An 18,401-nucleotide genomic window follows, 5' to 3' on the forward strand; every position below is an offset into this window, starting at 1 on the left:
GAGCAATGATGATGCAAGAAGAGTCACACGCGCGGCCACTGCGCTGGGGCATTGCCGGGGCGGGGGCCATTGCCCGTCGCTTTTGCAAGGACGTGAATGAGCACGCCAGTCTGGGGCTGGTGGTGGCGATCGCCGCCCGTGATCAGACGCGGGCCCGGGACTTTGCCGAGGAGCAGGGATTGCCCCTTGCCTATGGCAGCTACCAGGCGCTTGCGGCAAGCACCGAGGTGGAGGCCGTCTATGTGGCGGTGATCCACCCGGAGCACGCCGACCTGATCAAGCAGATGTTGCTGGCGGGCAAGCACGTGCTGGTGGAAAAACCGGCGGTGACTCAAGTAGCAGACTGGGATGCACTGGTACAGCTCGCCCAGGCCCGAGGCCTGCTGCTGATGGAGGCAATGAAGGTGATGTGCTTCCCCGCCATGCGCGAATTGCTGCGGCGACTCGGCGCCTTGCCTGCCCCCAATCGGCTGCAGGCGGCCTTCGGCTCGGTGCAGGAGAGATCCGGCAAACTGTTTGATCCCGCCTTGGCCGGGGGCGCTGCCTGGGATGTGGGTGTCTATCCGCTCTGGCTCTACGCCGCCATCTGTCACCAGCTGGGGCTGGCTGCGGGTGAGCCGCAGGTCGCTCTTTCCCGCCAGACGGGCGAGGTGGACGAGGCCGCCAGCTTCCGCTTTGCCGGCACCCTCGCGGCCGAGCTGGATGCCTCCATCGTCCAGGATCTCGACAAGGCGGCCTATCTGGGCGGCGAGGGCTGGGCCCTGCAACTGGTCGGCAAGTGGTGGAACCCCCAGCAGGTACGCTGGGTCACGGGCGATCCCTTGCCTGCCTGGCCGGGAGACATAGAGGCGCAGGTAGCGGGCGGTGGCATGCAGCACGAGGCGGATCATTTCGCCGCCTGTGTCAGGCAGGGATTGAGGGATTCCCCCTGGGTGCCGCAGGCCATGACCAGACAAGTGCTGGGGTGGGTCGAGCGCAGTTTGCAACCCGCACCCTGATAACGGATGGACAGAGAGGGCGCCTGGGCGCCCTCTCTTTTTTTGTCTGGGCGAGGGGTATGCCAGATGATCGGGCGCGATCATCGAGCCCGATCATCTTATTGAGATTTTGTCCGAGTGGTTATGTCCGCCAGGGGTTGAGGCAGGGCCCCCTCTTGTGCGCGGCAAAACTGCAGAAAGCGGCGCAGGGTGGCGGAGTGGTATTTCTGCCGGTGCCAGATGAGGGAGAGCTGGCGGGGAAAATGCCGGGCAAGTGAGAAGGCCACCAGACGACCGGCCTGCAACCGATCCGATACCGCGAGGCGGGAGATGAAGGAGATCCCCAGCCCCTTTTCAACCGCCAGCATGACGGCCTCCAGGGTGTTGAGCTCCAGCCCTGCCTGCCAGCGAGGCAGCCCGGGCTGGATCTGTTGCTCGAATTGCTCGCGGCTGCCTGACTGTGGCTCGCGCAGCACCCAGGTTTCATCGCTCAGCTGGCTGAGCGACAGGCGACTGCGCCGGGCGAGGGGATGATCGGGATGAGCCACGATCAGCATCTCGTCATTGAGCCAGGGTTCACTCACCAGATCAGCATGGTGGTTCTGCCCCTCTATCAAGGCCAGATCCAGCTCGAAGTTGGCCAGCAGATGGCACAGCTGGTGGGTGTTGGTAATGGTGACCCTGGGGGGCAGGCCCAGCTCCTGTTTGCTGCTGGCCAGCAGGGTGGGGAGCAGGTAGTTGCCTATGGTCTGGCTCGCTCCCAGGCGCAGCTGGCCGCTTGGCTCTGCATCCGGGCTGAACAGGGTTTCGATATCCTGCATCCGGGTCAGCAACTCTTCGGCGGCCGGTTGCAGCAGGCGCCCCTCGTTGTTGAGCTGCAATCTGGGGTGGATGCGATCGAACAAGGGGGTGGCGAGCTGGCGCTCCAGTTCCTGCAATGACTGGGAGACGGCGCCCTTGCTCAGGCAGAGCTCGTTGGCGGCCAGCCCCAGATTGCCGTAGCGGGCTATTGTGGCGAAGACCTTGAGTTGTTGCAGGGTCAGTTTCATGTTTGGTTTACCTGAACAATTGATTCGATTCATTTAGATATCGTAAACGATAGCGGCGCTTTATCCTATGCTCATCGTCTCTCACAAGAGGTTTCAGCCATGATCGCAAGAACTCGTCAATCCCTAGCCGCGGCACCGACCCCCATGGCGGGTCTGGCACTCGGGATCGCCAGTCTCGGTTGGTGCTGGGAAAACGCCGGCCAGTTCGATGGTCGCCTGCAACTGCTGGGCGCCGCCGTTGCCGCCGTGCTGCTGGTGATCCTCACCTTCAAGTTTCTGCTTCATCCACGCCTGCTGTGGCAGGATCTGGCTCACCCTGTGGTGGGCAGCGTTGTGCCTACCTATGCCATGGCCACCATGGTGGTCTCCAAGGCGGTCGGCATGCTGGCCCCCGGTCTGGGCGAGGGGCTCTGGTTGTTTGCCGTTGTGCTGCATCTGCTGTTTCTGGCCACGTTTGTCTGGCACAGAGCCAGGCAGTTCGAGATCCATCACATGGTGCCGAGCTGGTTTGTGCCGCCGGTGGGCATCATAGTGGCTGACGTGGCCTTTCCGGGCGGCCAGTTTGCCGTGCTGGCCGACGGCCTGCTCTGGTTCGGTATGCTCTGCTACGGCCTGATGTTGCCGCTGATGCTCTATCGCCTCATCTTCAGCCACGAAGTACCGGATGCCGCCAAGCCGACCATCGCCATTCTGGCAGCCCCTGCCAGTTTGTCACTCGCCGGTTATCTGACTGTGACCGAGGATCCTTCCTTGTTGCTGGTGGCCGTGTTGCTGGGGATTGCCATCCTGATGACCTGCATCATCTATCTGGCGTTTATCAAGTTGTTGCGTCTACCGTTTTCACCGGGGTATGCCGCCTTCACCTTCCCGCTGGTGATAGGTGCCACCGCTCTGTTCAAGGTGAGCCACCTGCTGGCGCAGTGGCCACAAGCAACCCACTATGTGGAGCAGGTCAATCTGCTGGCCCACTTCGAACTGGGTGCCGCCACTCTGATCGTCGGCTATGTGGCCTTGCGCTATCTGATGTTCTTCCTGCCACTAAGGGAGATCAACATGGATCACGGCATCGCCCGACACGGTGCCCGCCGCTAGGCACGACTCTCCAGGAGAGACTCGGGGTAAGGGGTCAGTCTACGAGAAGGGCATGCGTGTACGACATGCTCCACTGGCCAGAAGTAGTGAGAGCGCTCCGCCATGGGTGGAGCGCTTTTTTGTCTGCTGTTAAGTGTCGAAGGAGACTTTTTTTGCCGCTGGGAAATCCATTTTTTGAACCAGCGCTCACCCTGAGGTGCTCACGATGAATTTCACTGGTATTACCTGTCAGGACGAATACAATGCAACCCCATTTTCTTCGTTTGACCTCATTCATGTCTTCCCAAGATCCTGTGTTTGATTCCTCTTTTCAGACCCGTTTATTGCGACCGCGTTACTGGCCAAGCTGGTTGGCACTCGGCGCACTCTGTGTGCTCGCCTTCGTGCCGCCCCGCTGGCGTGACAAGCTGGCAGAATGGCTGGCACCGCTGGTGGTCAAGGTCTCCAAGAAACAGATCTACATCGCCAAAACCAACCTCGATATCTGCTTTGCCAATAAGAGCCAAGCCGAGCGTGATGCCATCCTGATGACCTCCATCCGCATCGGTCTCAAGACCCTGCTTGGATTTGGTGAATTTACCGTGCGCAGTCCCGCCTATCTGATGAAGCGCATCCAGGTGAGTGGCTGGGAGCATATCGAGGCGGAGCAGGCCGCCGGCCGCCCCATGATACTGGTGGTGCCCCATAGCTGGCCGGTCGATGCTGCCGGTTACTACTTCACCCAGCGTGGTGTGCCCATGTGCGCCATGATGAAGAGTGCCCGCAATCCGGTATTTGACTGGCACATCAATCGGGAGCGAGCCAAGAATGGTTGCCGTGTCTATGAACGCAGTGCCGGCATCAAGTCGGTGATCAGAACCGTCAAGCGCGGACACAGTTTCTTCTATCTGCCGGACCAGGATCATGGCCGTGAGGCGAGCATCTTTGCGCCCTTCTTCGGCTATCCCAAGGCAACCCTGCCTGCTCTGCCGCGGTTGGTGCAGGTCAGTGGTGCCAAGGCAGTGCCCATGCTGGCCTGCTACGATGAGGCCAAGTACTGCTACCGTCTGGAGATAGAGGCGCCGTTTGCTGATTACCCCAGCGCCGATCTGATGGCGGACACCTGCCGCATGAACAACATGATTGAGCAGCAACTGACTCGCGATCCTGGCCAATACATGTGGTTCCTCAAGATTTTCGATACCCGTGAAGAGCAGGAAGGGTCGGACGGCCTCTATGAAGAAGGGATCAAGCGGATCCGGGGTGATCTTCCTCCCGGCGCCTGACCTGTCATCGTGATCATGGCCCTGCGGGGCCATTTTTATTGGGTACGAGTCAGTGTGTTGGTAAGACCACTGCACCCCAAAGTGGAAAAAATTGTCAGGATAATTAAAATAACCGTTTATTTTCTATGACTTGATGGCGGCGATGTCTTCACACGATCCGGTTTTTGATACCTCATTTCATGCCCGTCTGCTCCATCCGCGCTGGTGGGGCAGTTGGCTGGCGCTTGGCTTTTTGTGTCTGCTGGCATGGGTGCCTCACGGCGTGCGCGGGCGTTTTGCCAATGCCGTGGCCCCGGCTTTGCTGCGACTTTCCAAAAAGCAGGCCTACATTGCCGAGACCAATCTCAAGATCTGTTTTCCCGAGCTGGATGCCGCCGGGCGCCGTACCCTCTTGCTCAAAGCGATCCGGACCGGTCTCAAGGCATTCATGGGCTTTGGCGAGCTGACCATGCGCAGCTCCGCGCATCTCAAAAGCCGCATCAAGGTACGGGGCTGGGAGCATATAGAGGCGGAGCTGGCCGCCGGGCGCACCATGATACTGGTCGTGCCTCACACCTGGGCGGTGGACATGATTGGCCGCTACCTGACCGATGAGGGTCTTGCGCTCTGTACCATGATGAAGAGCCCGAAAGATCAGGTGTTTGACTGGTATATCAACCGCGAGCGATCCAAAGCCGGCAAGGTGTATGAGCGCAGTGTCGGCATTAAACCGGCCATCAAGGCCATCCGCAGCGGCTACAACTTCTTCTATCTGCCGGATCAGGATCATGGTCGTGAGAAGAGCATCTTCATCCCTTTCTTCGGTCACCCCAAGGCGACTCTGCCGGCCCTGCCCAAGCTGGTGAAGCTGACCGGTGCCCGTGCTGTGCCCATCCTCGCCTGTTATGACGAAGATGAAGAGTGCTACCGGCTTGAGATTGAACCCCCGTTTGATCCATATCCCACGGACGATTTGACCGCCGACGTCAATGCCATGAACCGCATGGTGGAGCAGCAGCTGAGCCAGTATCCAGAGCAGTACATGTGGTTTCTCAAGATCTTCGAAACCCAGGAACATCAAGAAGGGGAGGATGGTCTCTACGAAGAGGGAATTAAGCGGATCCGCAGCGGTCTGCCACCCGAACCCTGAAGGGAAAGACACTGGCTGGCGACCTGAGATGACAGCGGTGACAAGCGCTTGTCCTTTAAGCAGTTTGGTGAGTAAAACAGCGGCAAATGGGGCACCGGAAGGTGTCAAGGAACCGGGATATGCAAGCTGGCCTCATAGGGGCTATCTTCTGAGGCGCAAATAGGGTAAAAGGGCGGCCATGAAAATTCCAAATCGAATCCAACCTCTGGTTGATGACGGCCTGGTCGATGACGTCATCAGCCGGCTGATGAGCGGCAAAGAGGCCGATGTCTATGTGGTGCGCTGCGGCGACGAGATCCGCTGCGCCAAAGTCTATAAAGAGGCGTCCAAGCGCAGCTTCAAGCAGGCCGTGGTGTATCAGGAAGGGCGCAAGGTGCGTAACAGTCGCAGCGCCCGCGCCATGGAGAAAGGCTCCAAGTACGGTCGCAAACAGCACGAAGAGGTGTGGCAGAACACAGAAGTGGATGCCCTGTTCAAGCTGGCGGCAGCTGGCGTGCGGGTACCGCAGCCCTATGTCTGTCTCGACGGTGTGCTCTTGATGGAGCTTATCACCGACGAGGATGGCAATGTGGCCCCCCGTCTCAATGACGTGGCACTCTCACCCGAGCAGGCTGTCATCGATCACGACAAGGTGATCCGCTATGTGGTGCGCATGCTCTGCGCAGGCCTTATCCACGGGGATCTTTCCGAGTTCAACGTGCTGGTGGATGCCCAGGGCCCCGTCATCATAGACCTGCCCCAGGTGGTGGATGCTGCCGCCAACAACCAGGCCAAGGCGATGCTGGAACGGGATGTCAACAACATGCGCAACTATTACGGCATGTATGCCCCCGAGCTGCTCAATACCCGTTACGCCAAGGAGATGTGGGCCCTGTTTGAAGATGGCAAGCTGACTCCGGAGAGCGAGTTGACCGGCCTGTTCGAGGAGAGCACAGAGGCCATCGATATCGATTCTGTGCTGCACGAAATCGAGAGCGCCGAAGAGGAAGCCCATGCCCGTCTGGCCCGAATGAACGCCGAGCAGGAAGATAGCTACTGATCGCCACTCATCATCACGTCATCAGTCACAACATGAGCGCCTTCGGGCGCTCATGTTGTTTATGGCTGCCGTTTGACGCGGCATCTGGCTCGCGGCTCAACGCAGGGGCGGGAGGCGGTAAAACCGTACCCAGCAGTCATCCCCAGCATGGTAGCGGCGATCCAGCCACTGTCCGTTGGCAGCTTCAATGATCTTGAGGGAGGCTGCATTCGTTTCGTCGCAGCTGATGAGGACGGGGCCGGTCAATACATGTTGTTGCAACCAGCGCAGCAGGGTGCGGGCAACGCCCTCACCGCGGCGGGAGGGGCGGGTATCATAACCTATGTGGCCAAGCCATTGCGCCGTGGCCGGGTTGTCACCGTGGCGTAGCCGCAGTGTGCCGAGTATCTCCCCCTCCTCAAGTGCAAAGTAGGTAGTGGTGGGCAGATACCCCATGGGCAGATGACGGCCCTCTGCGTGATCGAGCAGGCTTTGCAGCCAGCCGTCAGGGTCAAATTGTGCCACCTGATAGAGCGGCAGACCGGCTTCGCCGCACTCGGTCACATAGCTGCGATAGGCGGGGACATCGTCAGGTTGCGCCGGGCGGCACTCTATGGTCGACGGCCTGCTCACGAGCCAGTGACCAGGGGTTGGAGCAGTTGCGGCTCGCTGTGGTGGGGCTCCTGTATGCAGGTCCGTTGTCGCCCCCCTTGCTTGGCCGCATAGAGCGCCCTGTCCGCTCTGGGGTATGCCTGCTCGAAGCGCTCTCCCGGCTGCAGCGACGTCAGACCTATGCTCATGCTGATGGGACCGCCAGCGAGCTGCGAGGTGGCCTGGGCGATCCGTTGCTGCAAGGAGTGGCAGTAATGTGGCAGCGTTTGCGGATTTTCCATCAAGAAAATGACCAGCTCGTCTCCCCCCAGTCGCCCCGCTATTCCCTGCCGTGGCAGGGTAGTGCGTATCACCTGACCCACCAGCCGCAACATGGCATCCCCGGCGGGATGACCGTGCCGATCATTGATCTGCTTGAAGTCATCCAGGTCGATCAGCAACAGCTGACAGGGGTTGGCCCCTGCACTGACCTGCGCCTGTAACAGTTGCTGAAAATAGTGGCGGCTCAGCAGACCGGTCAGCTCATCCTGATTGGCCCGCTGCTCCAGCTCGCGCTGGGTCGCCAATAGTGCCTGCTGCTGGCGGGTATGGACAAGGCTGAGCAACAGATAGCTGCGGGCTATGGTAAAGAGCAGGCTGAGCAGGATCACGGGGCCGAGCAAGGGGTCGGTAAAGGTACTGGCGTTGAGTTCCGGCTGCCAGAGGTGCTTGGCTATCCGGAGCAGCTGCAGCAGCAACTGCAGACCGAGCAGCAGTATGGCAAAGCGCAATACCCGATAGAGGGGGGCCAGACGTTGATAACGCCAGAGCTGCCAGATCAGTACCGCGAATTGCAGGGAGAGCACGGCGGAGAGGACCATGATCCGGCTGTGTACGTCAGACAGGGGGCGCAGGCTGGCGGTCAGGGCAAACAGCACAAATCCGATGAGCGCTATGGCAGGGCATAGCCAGCCAAGCTGGTCTGCCTCGCGTCGAAAGAAGTGGCGCAAGCCCCGCTCATACAGCAGGGGTGCGGCAAGCAGCAGCAGGTTGGTCAGCAGTATGTTGGCAAGGGAGATATCCCCCTCGAGCGGCCGGAGCAGCAGGCCGCAGAACGAAGCGGCGATGGCCAGTTCGCTGGCAGACCAGTAGAGCAGGCCCCTGATGCGGCGCTGGGTATGCCACACATAGGCAAAAATGGCTGCGACCCCGACATGGGACAGCGTGACAAACAGTACCAGACTCAGCAATTGTGCGGAGGAAAACAGATTATGCATCAAGGGTCTCTCAGGGCTCTTCCACCTGTTAACCGCGTCCCGACGTATGAGGTCGATAGCTGGCAGTGCTGGATCACAGCATGAATCCAACCCATTATCAATGGCTTAAGCATCCAGCCATGCATCACTGCGAAGCGACCGCCCTGGCAGCCGCTGATGCGTGTGTGGGGAAAAGCAACCCCTGATCCGCTGCCCGTCACTCAGCCAGTACTGGCAGGATCATGACGGTGGCTTCTCGGCCCAGATGGGTCAGCAGGCGGCGTACATCGTCCAGCCGGATGAGCAGGGTGGCGGTATTGACCAGCGGATGGCACTGCACCTGTTCGGCCTGCCAGACTTGCTCATCCACCACCAGTTCCACCGCCTGCTCCGTATCACGCACCATGGCGAGCAGGGTGACGGCACCCGGGGTTAGACCGAGCGCGGCATGCAACCGCTCCGGGGAGCCAAAGCTCAGTCGCTTGACTCCAAGCTTGGCAGCCAGCGCCTTGAGATCGACCCGGCTTTCCTGTGGCGTGACCACCAGAAACAGCCGCTCGCTTTTGGGATCGCGTAAGAACAGGTTCTTGGTCCTGGCGGCTGGCAAGTCAGGCAACAGCTGACTCGCCTCCTCACAGGTAAAGACGGGAGGGTGATCGAATTGCTGGTAGGGAATGGCCAGCCGATCCAGTAGGGAATAGAGTGCCACTATGGATTCCTTGTATGGGGTGAACCGGTGCAAGCAGGTATGCCGGTGACAGCACGCTTGCCCACGTGTGCACGTCTTCGAGCTTACCAGCATGAGCCTTGCGGTGCAGCCTGGCATGACGATTGCGGGCAAGCACTGTATGAACGTACAATACTCCCATCCCAAAATCGGCCCCTTTATCCTGAATGATTGCGACCCAGCCCACCGTGACCACGACCTCTCCTGCAACTGCGCCCCTGGACGGCTTCATCCTGACCCGCCATGGTCGGGACGTGCGCGGACGTACAGAGATAGTGATGTGGCTCTGGAGCGAGCAGGGACCGGTACGGCTGGTGGTGCCCGGGCAGGAGCCTGTGTTCTTCCTGCCACAGAGCCACATGCAGGAGGCGGCCGAGCTGTTCAAGGGGGCCGGCGTGAGCGGGCGGTTTCGGCGCCTGCCCATGCACACCTTCGATGGGCGTGCCGTGGTGGCTTGCTATTTCTCCACCTTGAGCGCTTTTCACCGCGCCATCGAGTTGTTGCTGATACGCGGGCTGGAGCACTTCGAGGCGGATATCCGGCTGCCGGAGCGGTTTCTGATGGAGCGCTTTATCACAGCCGGAGTCCGCTTTGGCGGCAAAACGGCGCGCAAGGGGGGCAAGCACGGTTACTGGGAGGTGAACGAGGCGCGCTGTGCGCCGCAGGCGGTGACGCCGATGCTCTCCTGGGTGTCTCTGGATGTGGAGTGTGCCATGGACGGGGCCCTCTTCTCGGTGGGACTCTACAGCGAGCAGGATGCCCGCGTCATCATGATAGGCTCCCCCGAGGTCGGCGCGGATGAGTGGAGCACGCCCCTGGAGTGGGTGGCGGACGAGAATGCCTTGCTCGGGGCGCTGGAGCAGTGGTTCAGCCAGCATGATCCAGACCTGGTGATCGGCTGGAACGTGGTGAATTTTGACTTTCGGCTGCTGCTGCGCCGCGCCGAGCTCAACAAGCGGCGGCTGCGGCTCGGGCGGGGGCGGGAGCTCTGTTTCTGGCGCTCATCGCGTAACGATCCCCAGACCGGCAATGTCATCATACCGGGGCGGATGGTGCTCGACGGTATAGATACCCTGAAAAGCGCCACCTGGCAGTTTGCCAGTTACAGCCTGGATGCTGTAGCAAGCGAGCTGCTCGGCCGCGGCAAGGATATCGAGGATGTGGCCAATCGGGGGGAGAAGATCACCGAGCTGTTCCACTCAGACAAGGAGGCGCTGGCCCGCTACAACCTGGAAGATTGCAGGCTGGTGTGGGAGATCTTCGACTACTGCCACCTCATTCCCTTTGCCATCGAGCGGGCCTCCCTCACCGGCCTTGAGCTCGACCGGGTCGGTGGCTCTGTGGCGGCGTTTACCAACCTCTATCTGCCGCGGCTTCATCGCGGCGGCTATGTGGCCCCCAATCTGCCTGCCGATGGGGGGCTGGCAAGCCCCGGCGGCTATGTGATGGACTCCAAACCCGGCCTCTATCGCCACGTGCTGGTGCTCGATTTCAAGAGCCTCTATCCCAGCATCATCCGCACTTTCTGTATTGACCCCATGGGGCTGGTGGAGGGGCTGCAGCATCCGGATGAGGCGATCCCCGGCTTTCGCGGCGCCCTCTTCTCTCGCACTCGCCACTTCCTGCCGGATCTCATCGCCACCCTGTGGGCGGCGCGGGACAGGGCCAAGGCGGCCAGCAACAAGGCGCTTTCCCAGGCCATCAAGATCATCATGAACTCCTTCTACGGCGTGCTGGGCTCGGGGGGCTGCCGTTTCTACGACCCCAGGCTTGCTTCTTCCATTACCCTGCGCGGTCACAGCATTATGCAGCAGACCCGGGAGTGGATTGAGGCGCAAGGTTTCGAGGTGATCTACGGCGACACTGACTCCACTTTCGTCCACCTGGCCAGGGAGACAAGCTCGCAGCAGGCCGATGAGATTGGTCATGGCTTGGCGCGGATGATCAACGACAACTGGACGGCACTGATCAAGCGCGAGTTCGACCTGCCCAGTCATCTGGAGATCCAGTACGAGACCCACTACCGCCGCTTTCTGATGCCGACCATTCGCGGGCTGGAGAAGGGCAGCAAGAAGCGGTATGCCGGTCTGGTTGGCAAGGCGAGCGAGGGGACGGAACAACTGGTGTTCAAGGGGCTCGAGTCGGTGCGCACCGACTGGACCATGCTGGCCAAACAGTTCCAGACCCGGCTCTATGAGCTGGTGTTTCACGATGAAGATCCCAGCGGCTATGTGCGCACCATGGTGGATGAGACCCGGGCCGGCTTGCACGATGATCTGCTCATCTACCGCAAGCGGCTGCGTCAGAAGCTGGAGGAGTACCAGAAGAACGTCCCGCCCCATGTACGGGCGGCGCGGCTGGCCGATGAAGAGAACCTGCGCCGCGGTCAGCCCCAGCGCTACCAGCACAGGGGCACCATTTCCTATCTGATGACCCTCAATGGGCCTGAGCCGCTGGAATACAGGCGCAGTGCCATCGACTACGAGCACTACATCGACAAGCAGATCAGACCCATAGCAGATGCCATACTGCCGTTTATCGGCGAGTCATTCGAGCGGATCTGCGGCCAGCAGCTGGATCTCTTCTAGTCCCGTCAGACAGTGTGTTGTGACAGGGCAACGAGGGCGGGAAACAGAGAGGCCAGCAAGCTGGGTAGTGAGGCGGCTTATTCAGTACAGCATCAAGGGCAGGGCGCACGGGCCCGGCCTTTTGATCCCGTAGCGATGCAGGTGGCCCTGACATGCAAAAAGCCCGCTCATGGAGCGGGCTTTTTTAATCTGGTGCGTCCTAGTGGATTCGAACCACCGACCCCCACCATGTCAAGGTGATGCTCTAACCAGCTGAGCTAAGGACGCAGGGTGCGCAATGCGACTTCTTTTTGCAGGGGAGTGGTGGGTTTAATTGGATTCGAACCAACGACCCCTACCATGTCAAGGTAGTGCTCTAACCAACTGAGCTATAAACCCACATCTGCAATCTATTATGGTGCGTCCTAGTGGATTCGAACCACCGACCCCCACCATGTCAAGGTGATGCTCTAACCAGCTGAGCTAAGGACGCATACTCGGTATTCTGTGATGGTGCGTCCTAGTGGATTCGAACCACCGACCCCCACCATGTCAAGGTGGTGCTCTAACCAGCTGAGCTAAGGACGCATCACAGAAAAAGTGGTGGGTTTAATTGGATTCGAACCAACGACCCCTACCATGTCAAGGTAGTGCTCTAACCAACTGAGCTATAAACCCACTGCAAGAACCGGTAATGACCGCTTCATGACACCAGCACTGCTGACGTGGTCGGCATACTACCCATGCCCCCAAAGGCTGTCAACAGGCGGTATGCACAAAGGAGACCGTTTGCCGAGTTCTTGCGCAGCCTGTTGATTTTACAGGCACACCCTATCCGGACTTGGGTAGCAGGGGGGGCTTGCCACCGGGTGCTTCACAGCGCAAAAAGACCCCTTGCCAGGCCTTGGCATGGCGCACTGTGGCGGCGCGAAAATTCAGCCAGACGCGGCTCTCCAGCCCGCTGGCGTAGCTTGTCTGCCATGCCTGCAGGGCTGGCGGGGATGCATTGTCAAACAGGGCGGCCAGGGAAGGGGAAATCTGGCGGAACTGGCGATCAAGCTGAGCCAGCCAGGGTTGCAGCCCCCTGGCATAGTAGTGCGTCATGGCCCCCCGCAGACGATCTTGTCGCTGTGGATCCGTGACCGGGCAGAGTGTGGTGATGGGCAAGGGCTCCAGTTGTGCACTGATCTGGTTGAGCCAGGCCGTGGCCAGCGGCAGTGAATAGAGCAGCCGGGGCAGGGCATCCGATCGGTAGAGGCTCTCAAGCGCATCCGTCAACGGAGGCAGGGATGCCGTCACATGGTCGGGACTGGCCACCGCCTCTTGCCAGCGCTGCAACTGACCCAGTGCCTGGCGGGTCTCCAGCAGAGTGCTGGTCAGCGACAAGGGGGTTCGTCTGGGGGTCAGCACCCGGCGCAGCTCCGGGGTGCTGACCAGCGCATTCCAGAAGCGATCCGGCAACATGGCCGCTTTCTGTTGTCGAAGGCTGGTCAGCCACTGTGCTACCTCGGGGTCCTGTGTCTTGCAGTGCGCCAGCCCCTGCACCAGTTGCCACTCATAGGCCAGCTGGCTGAAGTTGTCCATGCTGCGCCCGACAGGGCCGTTGCGTTCAGCCACCAGGGTGCCGAGGCCACACTGGTTGAGGGGCAAGATATCGAGCAGGCCAATGCGCAGATCTGGCAGCGGACGCTGCAGTTCTCGCTGGGCGGGGAAGGGCACCAGCGTAATGACGGGAGAGGGAGTGGACGGGAGACTCAGTACATGGGCCACCCTGGTTTGATAGGTGGCAAATTGATCCTCTATGGTGGGGGTACAGCCTGCCAGCTGCATCCCCCACAGCCAGATCAGTCCGTTACGGATGGGCGCCGAAACGGCCATAGATCACCTTGAGACGGGCGCCCAGCATCAGGGCTGCACCGGTCAGGCCGACGATAAAACCGACCCAGAAGCCCTGCGGCCCCATGCGAGGTACGACCCAATCGGTCAGTCCCAGCAGCATGCCGGTAGGCAGGCCCAGACCCCAGTAGGCGACTATGGTGACGTAGAAAATTGCCTTGGTGTCTTTGTATCCACGCAGCGCCGCGGCCGCTACCACCTGTACCGAGTCGGAGACCTGATAGATGGCGGCGAAGAACAGCAAGGTAGCCGCCAGCGTGATCACCTGCATGTCATCTGTGTAGATGGTCGCTATCTGTTCACGCAGCAGTACTGTCAGGGCGGCGGTGCAGGCCGCGACCGCCATGCCCAGCATGAGGCCGGTACGGGCCGCGACCCGGGCGTGGTCCGGCAAGCCTTCCCCTATGCTGTGGCCGACCCGGATAGTCACCCCCACACCAATGGAGAGCGGCAGCATGAACACCAGGCTGGAGAAGTTCAGCGCTATCTGGTGGCTCGCGACCGTCTCTGCTCCGAACGGGGCCAGCATCAGGGCCACCACGGTAAACAGGGTCACCTCGCAGAAGATGGCCATGGCAATGGGAAAGCCGAGTCGGAACAGGCGCCAGATCCGGCTGCCATTGGGGCGTGCCAGCTGGGCAAACAGGTTGATCTTCGTGAAGTGAGGGGAGAGTTTCACATAGATGATCATTGCCAGCAGCATGGCCCACAGCACGATGGCGGTGGCCACCCCACAACCGACACCGCCGAGTTTTGGCATGCCAAAATGGCCGTGGATGAAGATGTAGTTGGCGGGAATATTGACCGCCAGCCCGACGAAACCTATCACCATGGTGGGCATGGTGTGGGAGAGTCCCTCACTGAAGTTGCGCAGCACCTGGAACAGCACGAAGGCGGGCAGCCCCCACAAGATGGCATGCAGATAGCCGGCAGTCTTGGTGGCCATGACAGTGTCTACCCCCATGAATTGCAGGGTCAGCGGGCTGAAATAGAGCGCTATCATGGCGATGGGAGTGACCATGAGCGCCAGCCAGAAGCCCTGATGCACGGCCGGGCGGATCTCGTCCCGTTTGCGAGCCCCGTTGAGCTGGGAGACGATGGGGGTGAGCGCCATTATGATGCCCTGCACCAGCAATATGATCGGCAACCAGAAGCTGGTGGCAACCGACACGGCCGCCAGATCCACGGCGCTGACTTGCCCCGCCATCACGGTATCGACAAAGTTCATGGCGATCTGGGCCACCTGGGCGACCAGAATGGGGCTGGCTAAACGAACGAGCTGCCTCGCCTCGGACCAATAACGTTGCACTGACACCTCCGAGTGGATCAGATAAAAAGAGCAAGAACGGATAACAGGATGGGCTTTTGCCCCCTCACCGGGAGGAGACAAAATGCGGGGGTGTCATTCTAGCCTGAAAGTCGCCCGCCGCGAAACGGTTGGCGGCAGGCTTTCTGCCCGGCTCAGGCGTCCTGATGATCGCTGATCAGCAGATTGGCGGCGGCATAGGCGGCTTCCTGGCGCAGTTCGGCCGGCACCCGCTCGTCGGAGGCCACAGCATTGAGGGCTCTGATGGTCGCCGCTATGGCCTGCGGCACATAACCCTGCTCACCTGAGCCAATCTGGTTATAGGCGATGCGAATGGCCTCACAACATTGATATACCTGCATTATTTCTTCCTCATTAACCTGAATGTGAACGCCGTCACTATAGCGATCGGGGGCAAGCTTGTCAGCAGGCGTGCTTGTCTGGGCGGCGGGCCGGGGGTAACCTGCCTTTTTTCGTAGCAGGAGAAGAGACATGTTCACCGGCATAGTGCAGGGGACCGCCGAACTGGTTGCCATCAAAGCGCTTCCCAACTTTCGCACCCATGTGATCCGCATGCCAAGCCTGGCCTGGGGCGAGGGATTGGCGTTGGGGGCCTCCGTGGCTCATAACGGCTGCTGCCTGACAGTCACCCGGGTGGAAGGCGATCTGGTCAGCTTCGATCTGATCCAGGAAACCCTTCGCCTGACCAACCTTGGCACGCTGCAGGCGGGGGACAAGGTCAACGTGGAGCGGGCTGCCCGCTTTGGTGACGAGATCGGCGGTCATACCATGTCTGGTCATATCATGGGCACGGCGGAAGTGATCTCGGTCATAGACACCCCCAACAATCGTCAGGTGTGGTATCGCCTTGCTCCCACGCTCATGAAGTACGTGTTGACCAAAGGCTACATCGGCATCGACGGCATCAGCCTGACAGTGGGTGAAGTGCGAGAGGGTGAATTTTGCGTCAATCTGATCCCGGAGACCCTGGCTCGCACCAATCTGGGCTGGGTCAAAGCCGGTTGGCACACCAATATCGAGATCGATCCCCAAACCCAGGCCATCGTCGATACGGTGGAGCGGGTACTGGCTGCGCGCCAGTTGGGCTGATCTGGGCGAAAGCTTCCGACATGCCATGGAAAAGGGCCTGCATGCAGGCCCTTTTGATCGCTCGATTTTTGATGACTCGCAATCAGAACATCTGCTCGTCGTCTGCATCCACAAACAGTTGCAGGCAGTCACGGGCTTCGTCCAGATGCAGCCGCAGGTGGATGGGGTTGCAACAGGCCATGCAATCTTCGTAGAACTCCTGATCCCCCTGGCTGGCATCCAGCTCGACCCGGGTATGATGGCCACAGTGGGGGCAGACGATACGCTTGCTGGTGTACTCGATCATGGTGACCTCCTCGGGCCCTCGGGCCGCCTCTCTTCCCTGATTCTAGTTGGCCGGGAGGGAGTTAACCGCGAGCAAGCGCACGTTTATGACAGTGGTCAGGGGGATACGGCGTTCTGGCTCCTTTAGCACCATTGTTGTCTGCGGGAGTCTATGCCACCCAGCTGGCCAGCGTGGCGGCATTCAGCTCCCCGAGGGATCTGAGCTGGTGATCGGCAATGGCCAGACGGGGATCGCCGACCAATGCCGGGTCCGGTACTATGAGCGCTCTCATGGAGGCCGCCTTGGCCGCCAGCAGGCCGGTGAAGCTGTCTTCAATGGCCAGACAGTGTACCGGTTCTACCCCGAGTTTTTCCGCCGCGTGTATGTAAACGTCCGGATGCGGTTTGCCGAAGCGCTCCACCTCGGCGGAGTGCACCGCCAGAAAGCGATCGCGAATGCCGAGCTTGCCGAGCACCGCCTCGACCATGGTGAAGGGCGAGGAGGTCGCCAGCCCAATCTTGAGCCCTTGTGCCTCCATCAATGCCAGCGCCTCCAGCACCCCCTCCTTGGGTTGGCCTTCACTCAGGATCAGGGCAATGACCTGATCCAGGATGCGTTGCATCACCTCTTCCTGGCTGGGGCCCACCCAGGGGCGCAGCCGATACCAGTGCGCCACCAGCTGGTCGATGCGCACGCCTATGGTGGAGTTGCAATCCTCCTCGCTGTGGGGATGACCCAGCCCGGAGAACACGGCCATCTGGGCCCGTTGCCAAAAGGGTTCCGAGTCGATCAGAACACCATCCATATCGAAGATCACGGCAGCTAACATCTTGTACTCCTGACAAATTTGAAGGGGGATTATAAGCCTGACGGGAAAATGCAAAAGGGGCATTGCCATGCCCCTTGCGCCTGATCACGTCAGCAACCGGTTTTGGTCAATAAATCACCTCGACCCGGGCGGCGACCGCCTTGGCTTTTTCCACCGCCTCTTCACACTGCTGCCCACGGGCTAGGGCGACCCCGAGCCGGCGGCGACCGGCGATCTCGGGCTTGCCAAACAACCGCAGCTGGGCGCCCGATACCAATGCCAGCGCCTCCCCAATGCCCTGATAGCGGATGTCCTGACTGTGACCATCCCGCAGCACCACGGCCGAGGCGCTCGGCCCGTACTGAGTGATGGTGCCGATGGGCAGCCCCAGGATGGCGCGCACATGGAGGGCAAATTCGGAGAGATCCTGAGAGATCAGGGTCACCATGCCGGTGTCGTGGGGGCGGGGGGAGACTTCGCTGAACCACACCTCATCGCCCCTGATAAAGAGCTCGACCCCGAACAGGCCATAACCGCCAAGCGCCCCGACCACCTTGGCGGCGACCTCCTTGGAGCGGGCCAGCGCCAGGGTGCTCATCGCTTGTGGCTGCCAGGATTCGCGGTAGTCGCCATCTTCCTGGCGGTGGCCTATGGGGTCGCAAAAATGAATGCCATCGATGGCCCGCACCGTGAGCAGGGTGATCTCGTACTCGAAGGGGACGAATCCTTCCACAATCACCTTGCCGCGACCGGCGCGGCCACCCTCCTGGGCGTAGGTCCAGCTTTCGTCCAGTTTGGCGAGATCCCGCAGCAGGCTCTGACCCTTGCCCGACGAGCTCATCACGGGTTTTACCACGCAGGGCAGGCCGATGGCTTCGATGGCGGCGATGAACTCCTCCTTGCTCTGGGCAAAACGGTAGGGGGAGGTGGGCAGACCCAACTCTTCGGCGGCGAGCCGGCGGATCCCTTCCCGATTCATGGTGAGCTGGGTGGCGCGGGCGTTCGGCACCACCTTGACCCCCTCTTGCTCAAGCTGTGCCAGGGTATCGGTGGCGATGGCCTCGATTTCAGGAATGATGAGATCGGGTTTGACCAGGGTGACCAGGGCGCGCAGGGCATTGCCATCGAGCATGTCCAGCACGTGGGCTTTGTGCGCCACCTGCATGGCGGGGGCATTGGGGTAACGGTCGGCGGCGATCACCTCGATCCCGAACCGTTGCAACTCGATGGCAACTTCCTTGCCGAGTTCTCCCGAGCCAAGCAGCAGGGCGCGGGTGGCGCTGGGGCGGGTGGCGGTTCCAAACATACGATCTCTCCTGATGTCGATGGTCACAATGTCTCTGTC

17 protein-coding genes and 5 tRNA genes are annotated in these 18,401 nt (G+C 60.6%); 7 read left to right on the plus strand and 15 right to left on the minus strand.

From position 1 onward, the window contains the following. Nucleotides 1–5 precede the first annotated feature (5 nt). The gene (locus tag ONZ54_RS10700) at nucleotides 6–998 is read left to right on the plus strand and encodes a Gfo/Idh/MocA family protein (protein ID WP_416995677.1); all 993 of its coding nucleotides are present in this window, start codon (nucleotides 6–8) and stop codon (nucleotides 996–998) included. 98 nt (nucleotides 999–1,096) lie between these two features. Here the strand turns inward: ONZ54_RS10700 and ONZ54_RS10705 are convergent, their stop codons facing one another. Further along, entirely contained in the window at nucleotides 1,097–2,026 is a 930-nt protein-coding gene (locus ONZ54_RS10705; protein WP_059167711.1) for a LysR substrate-binding domain-containing protein, read from the minus strand. A gap of 99 nt (nucleotides 2,027–2,125) precedes the next feature. Here ONZ54_RS10705 and ONZ54_RS10710 point away from each other — a divergent pair, with 99 nt between their 5' ends. The 4 genes from ONZ54_RS10710 (at nucleotide 2,126) to ONZ54_RS10725 (ending at nucleotide 6,551) form a co-directional block, all read left to right on the plus strand. Continuing rightward, on the plus strand, nucleotides 2,126–3,118 hold the full coding sequence (locus ONZ54_RS10710; RefSeq protein ID WP_271788125.1) for a TDT family transporter: 993 nt from the start codon (nucleotides 2,126–2,128) through the stop codon (nucleotides 3,116–3,118). Nucleotides 3,119–3,393: 275 nt separating this feature from the next. Then, on the plus strand, nucleotides 3,394–4,383 hold the full coding sequence (gene lpxM / locus ONZ54_RS10715) for a lauroyl-Kdo(2)-lipid IV(A) myristoyltransferase (protein ID WP_125609009.1): 990 nt from the start codon (nucleotides 3,394–3,396) through the stop codon (nucleotides 4,381–4,383). Between the two features lie 133 nt (nucleotides 4,384–4,516). Further along, nucleotides 4,517–5,512, plus strand: coding sequence for an LpxL/LpxP family acyltransferase (locus ONZ54_RS10720; RefSeq protein WP_271788126.1), 996 nt, complete (start codon nucleotides 4,517–4,519; stop codon nucleotides 5,510–5,512). A 178-nt stretch (nucleotides 5,513–5,690) separates the two neighbouring features. Further along, complete coding sequence (locus ONZ54_RS10725; protein ID WP_021139282.1) at nucleotides 5,691–6,551, plus strand: PA4780 family RIO1-like protein kinase; 861 nt, start codon at nucleotides 5,691–5,693, stop codon at nucleotides 6,549–6,551. 96 nt (nucleotides 6,552–6,647) lie between these two features. On the opposite strand, the gene ONZ54_RS10730 is transcribed toward ONZ54_RS10725, so the two are convergent. The 3 genes from ONZ54_RS10730 to ONZ54_RS10740 form a co-directional block, all read right to left on the minus strand. Then, a complete protein-coding gene (locus ONZ54_RS10730; RefSeq protein WP_271788127.1) occupies nucleotides 6,648–7,163 on the minus strand; it encodes a GNAT family N-acetyltransferase in 516 nt (171 codons plus the stop codon). Continuing rightward, nucleotides 7,160–8,398 carry a GGDEF domain-containing protein gene (locus ONZ54_RS10735; RefSeq protein WP_271788128.1) on the minus strand — a complete coding sequence of 413 codons (1,239 nt, stop codon included), beginning with the start codon at nucleotides 8,396–8,398 and terminating at the stop codon, nucleotides 7,160–7,162. The genes ONZ54_RS10730 and ONZ54_RS10735 overlap by 4 nt, the downstream gene beginning before the upstream one ends. 196 nt (nucleotides 8,399–8,594) lie before the next feature. After that, nucleotides 8,595–9,086: a prolyl-tRNA synthetase associated domain-containing protein gene (locus ONZ54_RS10740; RefSeq protein WP_271788129.1), complete on the minus strand. Its 492-nt coding sequence runs from the start codon at nucleotides 9,084–9,086 to the stop codon at nucleotides 8,595–8,597. A gap of 185 nt (nucleotides 9,087–9,271) precedes the next feature. On the opposite strand from ONZ54_RS10740, the gene ONZ54_RS10745 reads away from it, so the two are divergent. Then, nucleotides 9,272–11,692 (plus strand): DNA polymerase II, encoded by a 2,421-nt coding sequence (locus ONZ54_RS10745; RefSeq protein WP_271788130.1) that lies wholly within the window; start codon nucleotides 9,272–9,274, stop codon nucleotides 11,690–11,692. A gap of 190 nt (nucleotides 11,693–11,882) precedes the next feature. Here ONZ54_RS10745 and ONZ54_RS10750 read toward each other — a convergent pair. The 8 genes from ONZ54_RS10750 to ONZ54_RS10785 all read right to left on the minus strand — a co-directional run bounded on the left by ONZ54_RS10750 (nucleotide 11,883) and on the right by ONZ54_RS10785 (nucleotide 15,235). Beyond that, a tRNA-Val gene (locus ONZ54_RS10750) sits at nucleotides 11,883–11,959 on the minus strand. Between the two features lie 34 nt (nucleotides 11,960–11,993). Beyond that, nucleotides 11,994–12,070, minus strand: a tRNA-Val gene (locus ONZ54_RS10755). A 17-nt stretch (nucleotides 12,071–12,087) separates the two neighbouring features. Further along, nucleotides 12,088–12,164: transfer RNA gene (locus ONZ54_RS10760), tRNA-Val, on the minus strand. A gap of 18 nt (nucleotides 12,165–12,182) precedes the next feature. Continuing rightward, nucleotides 12,183–12,259, minus strand: a tRNA-Val gene (locus ONZ54_RS10765). Between the two features lie 13 nt (nucleotides 12,260–12,272). Then, nucleotides 12,273–12,349: transfer RNA gene (locus tag ONZ54_RS10770), tRNA-Val, on the minus strand. 153 nt (nucleotides 12,350–12,502) lie between these two features. Continuing rightward, nucleotides 12,503–13,549 carry a DUF3080 family protein gene (locus ONZ54_RS10775; RefSeq protein WP_271788131.1) on the minus strand — a complete coding sequence of 349 codons (1,047 nt, stop codon included), beginning with the start codon at nucleotides 13,547–13,549 and terminating at the stop codon, nucleotides 12,503–12,505. Then, nucleotides 13,524–14,876, minus strand: coding sequence for an MATE family efflux transporter (locus tag ONZ54_RS10780; protein ID WP_005311230.1), 1,353 nt, complete (start codon nucleotides 14,874–14,876; stop codon nucleotides 13,524–13,526). The genes ONZ54_RS10775 and ONZ54_RS10780 overlap by 26 nt, the downstream gene beginning before the upstream one ends. Nucleotides 14,877–15,028: 152 nt before the next feature. After that, entirely contained in the window at nucleotides 15,029–15,235 is a 207-nt protein-coding gene (locus tag ONZ54_RS10785; protein WP_005311233.1) for a YaeP family protein, read from the minus strand. A gap of 130 nt (nucleotides 15,236–15,365) precedes the next feature. Here ONZ54_RS10785 and ribE2 point away from each other — a divergent pair, with 130 nt between their 5' ends. Continuing rightward, nucleotides 15,366–15,983, plus strand: a complete 618-nt coding sequence (gene ribE2 / locus ONZ54_RS10790; protein WP_234576954.1) for a riboflavin synthase E2 — start codon at nucleotides 15,366–15,368, stop codon at nucleotides 15,981–15,983. Between the two features lie 82 nt (nucleotides 15,984–16,065). Here the strand turns inward: ribE2 and ONZ54_RS10795 are convergent, their stop codons facing one another. The 3 genes from ONZ54_RS10795 to purT all read right to left on the minus strand — a co-directional run bounded on the left by ONZ54_RS10795 (nucleotide 16,066) and on the right by purT (nucleotide 18,362). Then, nucleotides 16,066–16,269, minus strand: coding sequence for a CPXCG motif-containing cysteine-rich protein (locus tag ONZ54_RS10795; RefSeq protein WP_017412080.1), 204 nt, complete (start codon nucleotides 16,267–16,269; stop codon nucleotides 16,066–16,068). A 148-nt stretch (nucleotides 16,270–16,417) separates the two neighbouring features. Beyond that, entirely contained in the window at nucleotides 16,418–17,077 is a 660-nt protein-coding gene (hxpB, locus tag ONZ54_RS10800) for a hexitol phosphatase HxpB (protein WP_017412079.1), read from the minus strand. 106 nt (nucleotides 17,078–17,183) lie between these two features. Then, complete coding sequence (purT, locus tag ONZ54_RS10805) at nucleotides 17,184–18,362, minus strand: formate-dependent phosphoribosylglycinamide formyltransferase (RefSeq protein ID WP_271788132.1); 1,179 nt, start codon at nucleotides 18,360–18,362, stop codon at nucleotides 17,184–17,186. Nucleotides 18,363–18,401: the final 39 nt, after the last annotated feature.

This window comes from Aeromonas salmonicida, from assembly GCF_028355655.1.
Classification (GTDB): Bacteria; Pseudomonadota; Gammaproteobacteria; order Enterobacterales; family Aeromonadaceae; genus Aeromonas; species Aeromonas salmonicida.

Coding starts and splice junctions, on each gene's coding strand:
- ONZ54_RS10720 (WP_271788126.1), top strand. CDS start 4,517: ATGGCGGCGATGTCTTCACACGATCCGGTTTTTGATACCTCATTTCAT.
- ONZ54_RS10700 (WP_416995677.1), top strand. CDS start 6: ATGATGATGCAAGAAGAGTCACACGCGCGGCCACTGCGCTGGGGCATT.
- ONZ54_RS10795 (WP_017412080.1), bottom strand. CDS start 16,269: ATGATCGAGTACACCAGCAAGCGTATCGTCTGCCCCCACTGTGGCCAT.
- ONZ54_RS10710 (WP_271788125.1), top strand. CDS start 2,126: ATGATCGCAAGAACTCGTCAATCCCTAGCCGCGGCACCGACCCCCATG.
- ONZ54_RS10735 (WP_271788128.1), bottom strand. CDS start 8,398: ATGCATAATCTGTTTTCCTCCGCACAATTGCTGAGTCTGGTACTGTTT.
- ONZ54_RS10775 (WP_271788131.1), bottom strand. CDS start 13,549: ATGGCCGTTTCGGCGCCCATCCGTAACGGACTGATCTGGCTGTGGGGG.
- hxpB (WP_017412079.1), bottom strand. CDS start 17,077: ATGTTAGCTGCCGTGATCTTCGATATGGATGGTGTTCTGATCGACTCG.
- ONZ54_RS10785 (WP_005311233.1), bottom strand. CDS start 15,235: ATGCAGGTATATCAATGTTGTGAGGCCATTCGCATCGCCTATAACCAG.
- purT (WP_271788132.1), bottom strand. CDS start 18,362: ATGTTTGGAACCGCCACCCGCCCCAGCGCCACCCGCGCCCTGCTGCTT.
- ONZ54_RS10725 (WP_021139282.1), top strand. CDS start 5,691: ATGAAAATTCCAAATCGAATCCAACCTCTGGTTGATGACGGCCTGGTC.
- ribE2 (WP_234576954.1), top strand. CDS start 15,366: ATGTTCACCGGCATAGTGCAGGGGACCGCCGAACTGGTTGCCATCAAA.
- ONZ54_RS10745 (WP_271788130.1), top strand. CDS start 9,272: ATGATTGCGACCCAGCCCACCGTGACCACGACCTCTCCTGCAACTGCG.
- ONZ54_RS10705 (WP_059167711.1), bottom strand. CDS start 2,026: ATGAAACTGACCCTGCAACAACTCAAGGTCTTCGCCACAATAGCCCGC.
- lpxM (WP_125609009.1), top strand. CDS start 3,394: ATGTCTTCCCAAGATCCTGTGTTTGATTCCTCTTTTCAGACCCGTTTA.